This window comes from Parablautia muri (genome assembly GCF_009917485.1).
Taxonomy (GTDB): Bacteria; Bacillota; Clostridia; order Lachnospirales; family Lachnospiraceae; genus Suilimivivens; species Suilimivivens muri.
This window is the reverse complement of the sequence record NZ_QZDT01000079.1, coordinates 1-11,069: the sequence shown is the minus strand read 5'-3', so window position 1 is coordinate 11,069 and position 11,069 is coordinate 1. Positions and strand designations below refer to the sequence as shown.

Annotated in this window: 17 protein-coding genes; 6 read left to right on the top strand and 11 right to left on the bottom strand. The window is 35.2% G+C overall.

Features of this window, described 5'->3' with window-relative positions:
* Positions 1-223 precede the first annotated feature (223 nt).
* From D5281_RS22775 to D5281_RS22730, 10 genes are all read right to left on the bottom strand, one after another.
* Positions 224-406 carry a hypothetical protein gene (locus tag D5281_RS22775; protein ID WP_160562220.1) on the bottom strand — a complete coding sequence of 61 codons (183 nt, stop codon included), beginning with the start codon at positions 404-406 and terminating at the stop codon, positions 224-226.
* Between the two features lie 2 nt (positions 407-408).
* The gene (locus D5281_RS22770; RefSeq protein ID WP_160562219.1) at positions 409-885 is read right to left on the bottom strand and encodes a type II toxin-antitoxin system VapC family toxin; all 477 of its coding nucleotides are present in this window, start codon (positions 883-885) and stop codon (positions 409-411) included.
* A gap of 123 nt (positions 886-1,008) precedes the next feature.
* Positions 1,009-1,521, bottom strand: coding sequence for an HNH endonuclease (locus tag D5281_RS22765; RefSeq protein WP_160562218.1), 513 nt, complete (start codon positions 1,519-1,521; stop codon positions 1,009-1,011).
* 31 nt (positions 1,522-1,552) lie between these two features.
* Positions 1,553-1,780 (bottom strand): LexA family protein, encoded by a 228-nt coding sequence (locus tag D5281_RS22760; RefSeq protein ID WP_160562217.1) that lies wholly within the window; start codon positions 1,778-1,780, stop codon positions 1,553-1,555.
* A gap of 44 nt (positions 1,781-1,824) precedes the next feature.
* Positions 1,825-2,193: a hypothetical protein gene (locus D5281_RS22755; protein WP_160562216.1), complete on the bottom strand. Its 369-nt coding sequence runs from the start codon at positions 2,191-2,193 to the stop codon at positions 1,825-1,827.
* Positions 2,194-2,247: 54 nt separating this feature from the next.
* Positions 2,248-3,339: a DUF262 domain-containing protein gene (locus D5281_RS22750; protein WP_160562215.1), complete on the bottom strand. Its 1,092-nt coding sequence runs from the start codon at positions 3,337-3,339 to the stop codon at positions 2,248-2,250.
* A 25-nt stretch (positions 3,340-3,364) separates the two neighbouring features.
* Positions 3,365-3,952 carry a sigma-70 family RNA polymerase sigma factor gene (locus D5281_RS22745; protein ID WP_160562214.1) on the bottom strand — a complete coding sequence of 196 codons (588 nt, stop codon included), beginning with the start codon at positions 3,950-3,952 and terminating at the stop codon, positions 3,365-3,367.
* Positions 3,953-4,089: 137 nt separating this feature from the next.
* Positions 4,090-4,239: a hypothetical protein gene (locus D5281_RS22740; RefSeq protein WP_160562213.1), complete on the bottom strand. Its 150-nt coding sequence runs from the start codon at positions 4,237-4,239 to the stop codon at positions 4,090-4,092.
* 104 nt (positions 4,240-4,343) lie between these two features.
* Complete coding sequence (locus tag D5281_RS22735) at positions 4,344-4,598, bottom strand: hypothetical protein (RefSeq protein WP_160562212.1); 255 nt, start codon at positions 4,596-4,598, stop codon at positions 4,344-4,346.
* A gap of 110 nt (positions 4,599-4,708) precedes the next feature.
* Complete coding sequence (locus D5281_RS22730) at positions 4,709-5,026, bottom strand: hypothetical protein (RefSeq protein ID WP_160562211.1); 318 nt, start codon at positions 5,024-5,026, stop codon at positions 4,709-4,711.
* A gap of 349 nt (positions 5,027-5,375) precedes the next feature.
* Here D5281_RS22730 and D5281_RS22725 point away from each other — a divergent pair, with 349 nt between their 5' ends.
* The 6 genes from D5281_RS22725 (at position 5,376) to D5281_RS22700 (ending at position 8,512) form a co-directional block, all read left to right on the top strand.
* On the top strand, positions 5,376-5,558 hold the full coding sequence (locus D5281_RS22725) for a hypothetical protein (RefSeq protein WP_160562210.1): 183 nt from the start codon (positions 5,376-5,378) through the stop codon (positions 5,556-5,558).
* Positions 5,559-5,796: 238 nt separating this feature from the next.
* The gene (locus tag D5281_RS22720; RefSeq protein WP_160562209.1) at positions 5,797-6,099 is read left to right on the top strand and encodes a hypothetical protein; all 303 of its coding nucleotides are present in this window, start codon (positions 5,797-5,799) and stop codon (positions 6,097-6,099) included.
* Between the two features lie 89 nt (positions 6,100-6,188).
* Complete coding sequence (locus D5281_RS22715) at positions 6,189-7,046, top strand: ArdC family protein (protein WP_160562208.1); 858 nt, start codon at positions 6,189-6,191, stop codon at positions 7,044-7,046.
* A 71-nt stretch (positions 7,047-7,117) separates the two neighbouring features.
* Positions 7,118-7,285, top strand: a complete 168-nt coding sequence (locus D5281_RS22710; protein ID WP_160562207.1) for a hypothetical protein — start codon at positions 7,118-7,120, stop codon at positions 7,283-7,285.
* 20 nt (positions 7,286-7,305) lie between these two features.
* Positions 7,306-7,566: a hypothetical protein gene (locus D5281_RS22705; RefSeq protein ID WP_160562206.1), complete on the top strand. Its 261-nt coding sequence runs from the start codon at positions 7,306-7,308 to the stop codon at positions 7,564-7,566.
* Between the two features lie 640 nt (positions 7,567-8,206).
* A complete protein-coding gene (locus D5281_RS22700) occupies positions 8,207-8,512 on the top strand; it encodes a DUF6809 family protein (protein ID WP_160562205.1) in 306 nt (101 codons plus the stop codon).
* 801 nt (positions 8,513-9,313) lie between these two features.
* On the opposite strand, the gene D5281_RS22695 is transcribed toward D5281_RS22700, so the two are convergent.
* Positions 9,314-11,069: pentapeptide repeat-containing protein (locus tag D5281_RS22695; RefSeq protein ID WP_160562204.1), on the bottom strand; the 1,756-nt coding region annotated here is incomplete at its 5' end.

The following is an 11,069-nucleotide window of genomic DNA, read 5'->3' as shown; positions in this document are numbered from 1 at the left end:
GAACTGGCTTTCCCGATATCTGGATAAACGTATCAATGAATTAAAACAACAATCCATCAAAATGACATGGCAGAATATGTATCTCCAGGAAGCCGTTGACGATATCCATTCCCGGCAGCAAGACACCAAAAAAGCACCTTCAGATGATTAATTCATCCGTTGGCGCTTCTCAAATTTAACATTTCTATTTTCCGACTAAACAAGATTTCAAAATGCTAAGTTTTTAAAGTTGTGCTTTCTGTAACTTTCTTTCTTCCATTTCTTTTAAAAAGGCTCTCCCTCCTTCATTATAGAAATTGATTTTTTCCTGTGTCGTCATATCTTTTGTAAGCTCATAGTGATATTCCCTAATCTTATGAATATCTTCAATGGTAAAATCTGGGCTGATAACTGGTTTTGCAATCATAATCATTCCTCACTTTCCAATAGTACAGAAGGGTTCCATATCTCAATCATTTTATATCCTTCCAGATTTGTAATTGCTCTTACACCTCTAATTGTCTTCACATTAACAATATGCTTGAAATTCCATGAAATAATGCAATCACATTCATTTATAACCGCCGCTCCTATGTGCTGGCAATCATCAAAACTTTTTTGTGTCAGTATTCCCATATCAATAATTTTTTCTGCCATTGCCACAACGTCATCTGTAATATCTAATGTTGTGAATTGTATTTCATTCAGACAATCTATAAGTTGTGTTTTCTTCGGCTCTGAACACTTTTGCATTTCCCTCAATGTCACCGTAGACAAATACACATCATATTTTCCATCCTTAAACATTTCCCACAACTGCCTTGTATCTGCCATTTTCTCAGGCACATCCTCTTGTAACAAATGGCTTATAACCGATGTGTCTAAGTATACCTTTAATTTCCGCATAGAGCATCACTCCTTAGATTTGTCCAACACTATAATCATTTCTATATATACATAGTATAACATCCCTTACCGCTTGATACAATCAGCACTGACAGAAATTTTCCACCAGTGCTGACTAATTTATTATAATGCTTCCACCAATTTATGTATGATTTTTAGCTTCATATCCTTACTACACTTCTTTTCCGTCTGATACAAGAATATCTTTATAATCCTGTCCATAAAATCAGGGAGAATATTACTCTTAAACTGATTACAGGCATAACAAGCCGCTTGCAGATTTTCCATGGAATCCCCACCGCCCATTGATAAAGGTACGATATGATCCAACGTCATATTTTCCAGTAATAATTGCTGGCCGCATAGCTCACAGTGTCCACCCGATTTATTGTATATAATTTCCCGTTCTTCATCTGAAAATCTTCTTCGCCTTATCTTTGTACTGCCTTCATAAGCAGTATTTTCCATATCATACGGATAATAGCCTTTGCACTTCCCAGGTGACCTAAATATTTTCCGCATTGCAGCATTCACACTGCAAAATGTTTGTGCACCTTCTATTGCCTCCGTTTTAATAATCCCGCCTTTTTTATTAGTAGCTATATAATATTTCCCATTTGTCAGTACAATCGCCATAATATCCACCTGCCACAGCTATAATCTATAGCTATTCTCTTACTTTCATATACTTATACCCAACAACGCTGATCGTCCGTGGTATGTCCATTTTCGTTTTAATCTTCCCCATACTCTCAAGCTTGTGAACCCTCTCCGCTATGGTAGATACAGCCCTGACACCTACGCCATCAGCAATTTCCCTGTAAGACGGGGAATGTCCATTCTCTTTGATATAATCAATGATAAACTTATATGTTTCATAGTCCCTTTCTGTCATTTTCTAATCCCACCCTTTCCACATAACGGCCAGAATTTTCCGCTTTATCTCACTGCATATCTGCTATACATTACAGTCCCATTTCTGGCTCTGTCTTTACTTTCTCCATTTATCTGCCTGAAATATCCGTCCAAACTGAATGAATATGACCTGCTTTGTAAATATACGCATTTTCCATTCTTTAACGCCGTTGTTTGTGCTATGGCAACACTGTTTGTCACTGAAAGATTGCTTCTTATAATGTTTTCCAAGGATTGATGCATCTCTCCAAATGAGGTATCAATGTAACCCTTTTTCCCCTTGTTCCCTTCATTTATGAAAAATACAATCCTGTATGAAAAGCAGTCTTCTATCATGTTGTTAGCCATACATCCACGGCTTATATCTGCAATGATATCCGATATTGTGAACATAATTTTCCTCACTTCCTTTGTGTATGGGGAGAGACTTGCCCTCCCCAATTTCCGTTATGCTGCTTTTCTGATTTCCTTGAAATACTGCTCTATCAGTGCCACAAGATAATGAAGTTTTCCATGTACGGTGTTTGCATCTCTTGTGGAACGGTCTATACCTAATACATTCCATGATTTTCCGTCAAGCTCTGTCTCATTTCCGCCATTTACAAACCATTCAAGAAATTTTCCAAACATCCTGTCTTCATACCCTGATTCCATAAACGCTTTAAATGCCGCCACAAAGATATGTGCATGTTTACTGTTAAATAATTCTCTGATCTCCTTTGTATTTCCCACTAATAAAGCAAGCCTCGTGAGCAGGTCATTGACACTCTCAAAATCATAAATTGATGCATTTTCATTCAGCCATTTAAAGCCCTGTACCGTTTCTTTCCGGTACTGCTCTGGATAATTACAAAGGAGCACCATATCCCCGACAACTCTTTCCAGCGTTCCATTTTTCTTATCGTTACGGCTGCATGTATATGTATCAAGAAAGAACCTGTTTTCTGTTATCTCCCTGATTTCCCTTGCAAAGGTATCTACATAGGTAAATGATTTTTGCGCTGCATTCATAGCGACATGGTTATTATATCTCCTCACCAGTTTGGAAATTTCCGTTGTACTGCAGTCCTGATGGATCGCTGTTTCTATCTGATAGCCGTCAAACCTTTCTTTCAGTTCTTCTGGCAGCTGGTTATATGTTTTGTTTCGGATATCACACTCTACAGACTCCCAAATGATTTCGCCTTTTCCATCCCTTTTAACGTTTCCGTTTTCGTCCAATACTTTCCGCTGGTATGTAATCAAATATTCGTCCAGGCTTTTTGTGATTTTGGTATTGGCATATTTGAACAGTGAAAGGGCTGAGCTCCTTTGTAACCCATCAATGATCCACTGTCTTGTAATTCCGTTTACAATTTCCTCCCCTAAGATAATGGGCGGTATATAATTGTCCGTTAAAACCGTTGCTATCAGTTCCCCAACCATGTTAGGTTTCCATTGTCCCGATAACCTTTGACATTCCTGGTCAGTGCGGATTGTTTCAGCTTTCATTAATTTTAAATACTGGTCTAAACTAAATGTCTGTTTCCTGATCTTCATAAGAATTTCCCTCCACATCTAATAATCAAAATAATATTTTCACATTTTCGTAGCTTCTCATGATTTGCATACTGTCCGCATATTCCTTGGGCGATATTTTCAAAATCTTCCGTATCTCATACGGCTCATAACCGTCAATCAAAAGATTTAGGATACTTACCTGCCGGTTAGACAGTTTTGAAATATACCTCTCCACTTTATCCTGATATTTTCCACTTTCCTGCCTTTTGGCTGCTTCCTCAAAAGTGTCAAAATCAGATGGTAAAAAATCCAGCAAGCTAAGTTCTTCCTCTTCACCATTAGCCGCATCCAATGATACCGCCATCCTGTCCGCTTTGCGCTTCTCGCGGTTCCTTTTTGTGATTTCAGACATAATCTTATTTGACAGGCAGGAATATAAGAATCCGTCAAAGGGCTGCTTATAGTCGTATCTTTTTATAACATCTGTAAAAACCTCATTTGCAAGGGAATAAAAATCATCCGTATCTTTTCCCGACAGTCCCCCAAACCTGCATAATATCCTGTCAACTGCTTTATGAAGCTTCTTTGCGTTGTCGGCATAGTAGGTATTTAATATATCTGACTGTGATACCGCTAAATCTGTACTTGTCATTGCTGCACTGGCTCCTTTCTTTAATCTGAATGTCTCATAAAAATTTGCTTATTGCTTTCAACGGCCTATTGAAATGGGCGCGTAGAGAATCGGACTCTACAAAGTTTAGAACCATCCGCCCTGCTGCCTGTCATGGCTTATCTGCTTTCCTGTTTTGGCTTGTCCCCATACCACTTAATGGAACCGCCTTTGAAATTGGTTTTCGGCTGTAAAATACTTGTCCTGCCGATTCTGGTAATATTGCCTTTATTGCGTGTGACTGCAAATTCGACTGTTTGTCTGTGCATTGGTGTTTACCTCCTGAATTAGATTGTTTTTTGGTTGTATTACTATCCCGACTACCCTTGTCTGGGTAGTTTCGTCTTAATTTTCAAAGACTCGTCAGGGGATTTTATTCGCAAATGTTAATTTCTTGTAATGCTCTAGTAATAAAATCAATTTCGTATTTACCAAAATTTGCATTTTTTAATGCTTGCGCTACTCTTTCAGCTGATATTAAATCTTTAGCCTCTACCTCTTTAACTGCTATTACTTCACCGTTGCCCTGTACATACTCACGTGCTGTTTTTTCGTCTTTTGCTGGAATTGCTAATTTGTAAACGTTGTCGCCATCGTCTAAATAAACCATAAATCTTTTCATTGTCATTTTTTGTTACCTGCCTTTCGTTTGGGTTGTTTGGTTGCTACCTCCCACCGTTACCAGTGGGAACGCTCAGGGCCTAAAGCCTGTTTATAGTTGCCCTGACAACTTTATAATTAGCTGATTCGTAAAACTGGATAAATGCTTACCTTACTTACTTTTTGGTAGTCTTCTTCATTTAGCAGCTTCTTTACTTCTGCCTTATCAACCGTTTCTCTCTCCCCTTTAGATAGAGTTGCTTTAAAGATATTACCGATAAATTTGCGGATTGGATTGCCCTTTTTGTCAACAGCTTCACATTCATCCGTTTCCTGTAAGAACTCAATCACTTTTACATTCAATGCAGAAATATTGTCTTCTGCCTCTTCCTTTATCCTCTTCCACTCCTGAATCTGCTCCATTGCTTCATTCATTTCTGTTATTGTCATACACATATTTTTCGCTCTCCTTTTCCTTATTTAATTGTTATTGCAACCTCTGTACCACTTGCGTGTCTATTGGTATTGCTCAATTGCTCACTCACAGGTACGTGATACAGATTTATGAGTATTGTCAGCTCGGTTGCTTGTGTTGGTCTGTTTTGTTTGGTGCTTTGTTTGACCTTGTAAGGACATTATAACACGATATCGTGTTATTTCAATATCGGAATACTTGCTAAAAATAACACGCTATCGTGTGGCATATTTTGTTTATTATGCATAAAACGATATCGTGTTATTGACAATGCCCCCAAAAAATGATATCGTGTTACTGTATCTACAATTTATATATGAGGGAAATTATATGGAAGAAAAAAAGAAGGCAACTGAAGCCCATATGAGAGCTACTGCAAAATGGGAAAAAGAAAACTATGATAAAGTACTAGTTCGTTTTCCTAAAGGAACAAAAGAAAAAATCACAAATACTGGAAAATCATTAAATGGTTTCATAGTATCGGCTGTTAATGAAAAATTAGAACGAGAATAATAATTTAAAGAGATAGAGTATACACATACTCTATTTTTTTGTTAATCTTCAATAACGCTATCGTGTTATTTTTGTCTATAATGCCAGTTTACACTAACACGCTATCGTGTTATCATTGACTTATCAAATCAAACAACACCACAACACAAAGCACCTTGATAATTGAATAGACTTTGCACTTTGACTGTGATATACTTATTACACCTAATGGAGGAATCACACAAAGGAGCGTGAGAATATGACAGATAATGAATTATTGCTTGCAATGTCGAATATGATGGATGCCAAATTAGAACATATAGATAAAAATTTCCAAGAAATCAAAGACAATTTGGCTGACATTAAAACTAGAGTAAAAAAGATTGAACTAACGCAAGAAAACGTGATTTTGCCACAATTAAACACGATACAATCTTGTTATACATCAACTTATGACAGATATAAAGATAGCGTTGACGATTATGAGTCAATGAAGCAAGATATATCTATTATAAAAAAGGTTGTAGCAGAACACAGCGAAAAGCTACAGAAATTAGCATAAGCATAACTAAATAAATATCACAAATCAAAGTGTAAAGTCTATTGAATTATCAAGGGCTTTGCACTTTTTTATTTAGGAGGTTATGAGGTATGGCAAAATCAGTATATGAGATGGTAACAGATAGAATCATCAGCCAGTTAGAACAAGGCGTTATCCCGTGGGAAAAGCCCTGGACAGGCGTTAGAAGCGGAGCATATAACCGTATCAGCAAGAAAAGCTATTCCTTATTAAACCAGATGCTTTTAAAATTCGATGGAGAATATGCAACTTTTAAGCAATGGGAAAGCCTTGGCGGCCATGTCCGTAAAGGTGAAAAGTCAGAGATAATTGTATTCTGGAAGATACAGCCTGTAGAAGAAGAAAGGGAAGACGGCACAAAGGAAATAAAGCAGATACCTTTATTGAGATACTTCAATGTATTTCATATCTCACAGGTTGATGGTGTAGAGCCTTTACCGAAAGAAGAATTAAACAATATTGAACCAATAGAAAAAGCGGAAAGCATACTACATGATTATTGGAATCGGGAAGGTATTGAAATAGAACATACCGCAAGTGATGATGCTTACTACTCGCCCAGCCGTGATCTGATACACTTACCATTATTTGAACAATTCAAAGATGCAAACGAGTATTACAGCACAGCATTTCATGAGTCAGTACATAGCACAATGAAGGAAAGCAGATGCAACCGTGCTGAAGATAGAAAAGGCAAGCTTGTCGCTTTCGGCAGCAATGAATACAGCAAAGAGGAACTTGTTGCAGAGATTGGAAGTGCAAACCTGATGAATATACTTGGAATTGAATCGGATAAGAGCTTTCGTAATAGTGCAGCATATATTCAGGGTTGGTTATCGGTGCTCAAGAATGATGTTAAATTCATTGTATCAGCTTCAAGTAAAGCGGAGAAAGCAGTTGATTATATTTTAGGTGAAACATTCGCATAAGCATGAACAAACGTAAAAAATGGGTGTAACCAATACACGGCTACACCCTGAATATAAAAAGAAAGGATGGTATGAATATTATGACGAATCAACAGATATTTGATATATTAGCAGATAATGAGGAGAAATTGTTTTATGCACTATGCCAAAATAAAGAAAATGAAGCACTAAGAGCAGCGCATGAAAGTGCAAAGCAATCATTAAAAGCCTTTGCTCTAGCTACTGGCAGTCACAATTAAAAAGAAGGAGAACACACACTATGGGAAAATCATTTAGAATAATTGGAGTTATCGCTGCTATAGGAATTACAATGATGTTGTCTTATCTGTTAGGTACTACACAAGCGGAAACAATAACAGAGATTCAGACAGTAACAGAAATAAAAGAAGTTATACCAGCTGGATATATACAGGTTGGTGATAGTATTATAGATATGGATGTAATCGTTGACTTTTCGGCTACTGAATATGGCTTACAACTGTACTTTGAGGATGGCACAGGGTATTATTGGGAACGATAACAACATGATAAACAGATAATTAACGATATATGATAAAGGCTATGAGTGTTGATTGCTCATAGCCTTTTTTGTGCGGTCTGTTTGGCTGTAATTGTATGGTCACGTTATGATTATAGGCTCAATTTGGGCTTGTAATGGTGTTAGGGTAGAGGAAGTTAGGGTATAGGTGAAACGTGGCTAAATAGGCGTGTAGCATGCTTATTTGGGGATTGTATGGGTGGCATAGGGGAGCAGGTGTTAAGGGTGTATGCCGGTAGGTTTACATTTTATTTTTCTGACTTTATTCTGGTAAAGCCCACAGCTGTTCCACATCAACACCAACTTAATTTTTTTGACCTCCCGAACTATAACCCCTTCTCCCCAAACCGAAAATCCCTTTCAAACCTATTGATTTTTTCTGATACAGGATATATATTTACTTCACGGATATGAAACGAGGTGATAAATTGAATCCGCAAACCAAACAAAAAAAGAGAAAGCGGCAGCCTACCTGCCAAGTAACCAGCCACTTTCCCACCCAACAACTGCCTGATGGCATTTCGAGCGTAAATATTATATCATGCGTAACAAATCCATACAAGGAATTGTTGGAGCTTTAAAAACCAGTAACTAACAAATAAATCAAAGAAAGGAACCGAATATGTCAAGCATAATAGAACAATTATACCTTGGAAACGTCCGTCCGGATTCATTTCTGTATTCGGATAATTCATCTCTCAATGAAGCAATAAAACATAAGGGTAAATGCATGGAAGAATTAACAGCAAAACTGGATGTTACTTCAAAGGAATTATTTAACAACTATTGTAACGCTCAGGCAGACGTTGATGATATTACCCAATATGGCACATTTACATATGCTCTGAAATTAGGCGCGCTGCTTATTGTGGAAATTCTTACAGGAAATGATACTATCTTTTTCGGCGGTAAAAGCAGTAGTAAATAAAGCTAACTATTTTGCATACTTTACAGTTTCCTGATAGTTTTGAAAAGCAGATAAAATCCAAGAAAAAAGGAACGGGTTACTTGCAGCTAAAATGATCCGTTCCTTTCTTCGTATTCTAATGTACAGCTTAGAATTTCAGATGTTTTATTTTTACCCTACCAATTTATCAGCTTTATTATCTTCATTTAGAAATTAAAGATATATGATTGATTATCGGGCAGGAATAGGCTGGTACATGGATTAGCGTATATGGGGTAGGGGGTATGTTTCCATCCAAAAATATAAAATCTCATATATAAGGGTATACCCCTATATAAAAATACGCCATTTAATATTGCCAATAATCTAATGTATATCTTTAATTTTCAGACACAACACCATTTCTCTACCAACTTGCCGTCTGTAGCTCTTCTAACTAAATTTAAAGATACACCATTGATTTTAGAACAAGAACACAATATCTATGATAAAACAAATATACAGAGGATATATTTAAATCTCCCATATATTTTATCACCTAATATGACTATATATCCTATACAGAACTTCCATTCTTACCGAACATTATCATCGCATCCCAATAAGTATAAGGAACGTACAGCTTTGGGGATATATAGCATCCTAACGAATGCAAGAAATCATATAATGTTTCTAAAATTAATGGTTTTCAATATCTATTTGAAATTTGATAAAATCAGAAAAAAATGATTATATCGAATAAAAACTTGCTTTTCAAATAAGGCCCTCGTCAATCTCACCTAAATATAACTTAAATCGGTTTTAGATGATGCCTTATAATAATTATTTTACTAATATTCTTCTGTTACAAAATTCTTTATAATCTATTTTTTCTTTTGTTTCATTCAAATATATTTTCACACCTTGCAAATTATATATTTTTTCTAAAGAAATGACTTGCTTTTCATCTAATTCTGCTCCTCTTAGCTTTGCATTGCATAAGTTTATACCACTTAAATTTGCGGCAGTTAACACCGCTGCACTCAAATCAGCATTAGATAAATTTGCATTTTTCAAATTTGCCCTTTTAAGATTTGTATATGTTAAATCTGCATCACTTAAATCTGCGTTTTCAAAGTCTACATCACATAAAGATGCCCCACACAAATCAGCATTTTTCAAATTTGCATTACTTAATTTTGAATTATTTAATTTCGCCATTTTTAAATTTGTACCTACTAAATTTGATTTGCACAATTTTATTTCATTTAGTTCACTACTTCCTAGATTTGCATTTTTCAAATTAGCCTCATTCAAATTTACTCCTACTAAATTTTTATTTTTAAGATTAACATACGCTAAATTCAAATGCAATTTTTTATTATATTCTATATAGTTAATAATTGGAGATATAAACTCCAATGGCTCATTATTCCACAAGTGTAATATTTCCAACATATTAGCAAAAACTTGCATTTCACATTCAATTGCGTTTTTATAACATTCACTGGTATAATATGTCATTCCATCTTGTAGCATTAATTGAAATGCATTTATTATAATATCAAATTTATAGTTTAATTCTGTCTTTTTAATTTTATATGCCAAAAATTCAAGAACCTCTGATGATATTAATCTTTTCGGTAATATCTTTCCTAAAACTCCGGCAACTGACTGCTTTGATTCGTTTATTACTTTAAATAAAGATGTAAAAATATATTCTGCTACAAAATACTCATATATAGATTTATGTATAAATTCTATATTATATACTGTTTTTTCAAACAAATATTTAATGGGAAATTCTAAAATACTGACCAAATCCCCTTGAAATTCTAACTCTGGTACTTGATACTCTTCTTCCTTTAAAGATAAATCACCCTTTTCAAACATTTTAAATGCAACTTCTTGTAAAAATTCCAAATATTTTATAATATTAGCTGGTTTCCTTAAAATTTGTTTTCCTTTGCTATATTCAACTTCACCATCGTAAAATCTATCAAATATACCTCCCTTCTCCGCAAAAATACGATTATATAATTCTGGCTTTGTAGGATTCTCGCTGATATCTATATTAGACATTATTGCCATATATAGAATTACTGGTATACCTAGAACCTCTAAATTAGGCTCTATTCTTTCTCGTTTTTGTAAGACATCACCTGTAATTATTTTAACAAAATCCTCTACCCTTTTGATATCAAATTCCTTCAGTTTTAAAATACTATGGAACTGATATGCGTTAATATAGCCTAATCTTGACGTTATTATACATTTAAAATTATCAAAATCCTTAATATCGTTAAATAATGTATCAAGCAATACGTCACGGACATTTAACGCTTTCATTTCATCAAACCCATCTAAAATCAAAATTTTATTATCTAAATTTACATCTTCGCACCCAAGTTCATTACATATAGCATCTAAAAGCGTTTTCTCTAAAATTACTTTTTTAAAATCTCGAAACCGCAGTATTACAACCCTATCATCATTTTTATATTTATTTGCTATCCATCCCGGATTCTCGAAAACGTGACGATGAATTTTCGCCACACTTAGCCGAATTCCCTGAATTTTATTGACAAAACCACCATTT

Bases quoted from the DNA above. Each gene is read 5' to 3' on its own strand.
- D5281_RS22775 (WP_160562220.1), bottom strand. From the start codon at position 406: ATGATTGCAAAACCAGTTATCAGCCCAGATTTTACCATTGAAGATATT.
- D5281_RS22770 (WP_160562219.1), bottom strand. From the start codon at position 885: ATGCGGAAATTAAAGGTATACTTAGACACATCGGTTATAAGCCATTTG.
- D5281_RS22765 (WP_160562218.1), bottom strand. From the start codon at position 1,521: ATGGCGATTGTACTGACAAATGGGAAATATTATATAGCTACTAATAAA.
- D5281_RS22760 (WP_160562217.1), bottom strand. From the start codon at position 1,780: ATGACAGAAAGGGACTATGAAACATATAAGTTTATCATTGATTATATC.
- D5281_RS22755 (WP_160562216.1), bottom strand. From the start codon at position 2,193: ATGTTCACAATATCGGATATCATTGCAGATATAAGCCGTGGATGTATG.
- D5281_RS22750 (WP_160562215.1), bottom strand. From the start codon at position 3,339: ATGAAGATCAGGAAACAGACATTTAGTTTAGACCAGTATTTAAAATTA.
- D5281_RS22745 (WP_160562214.1), bottom strand. From the start codon at position 3,952: ATGACAAGTACAGATTTAGCGGTATCACAGTCAGATATATTAAATACC.
- D5281_RS22740 (WP_160562213.1), bottom strand. From the start codon at position 4,239: ATGCACAGACAAACAGTCGAATTTGCAGTCACACGCAATAAAGGCAAT.
- D5281_RS22735 (WP_160562212.1), bottom strand. From the start codon at position 4,598: ATGACAATGAAAAGATTTATGGTTTATTTAGACGATGGCGACAACGTT.
- D5281_RS22730 (WP_160562211.1), bottom strand. From the start codon at position 5,026: ATGTGTATGACAATAACAGAAATGAATGAAGCAATGGAGCAGATTCAG.
- D5281_RS22725 (WP_160562210.1), top strand. From the start codon at position 5,376: ATGGAAGAAAAAAAGAAGGCAACTGAAGCCCATATGAGAGCTACTGCA.
- D5281_RS22720 (WP_160562209.1), top strand. From the start codon at position 5,797: ATGACAGATAATGAATTATTGCTTGCAATGTCGAATATGATGGATGCC.
- D5281_RS22715 (WP_160562208.1), top strand. From the start codon at position 6,189: ATGGCAAAATCAGTATATGAGATGGTAACAGATAGAATCATCAGCCAG.
- D5281_RS22710 (WP_160562207.1), top strand. From the start codon at position 7,118: ATGAATATTATGACGAATCAACAGATATTTGATATATTAGCAGATAAT.
- D5281_RS22705 (WP_160562206.1), top strand. From the start codon at position 7,306: ATGGGAAAATCATTTAGAATAATTGGAGTTATCGCTGCTATAGGAATT.
- D5281_RS22700 (WP_160562205.1), top strand. From the start codon at position 8,207: ATGTCAAGCATAATAGAACAATTATACCTTGGAAACGTCCGTCCGGAT.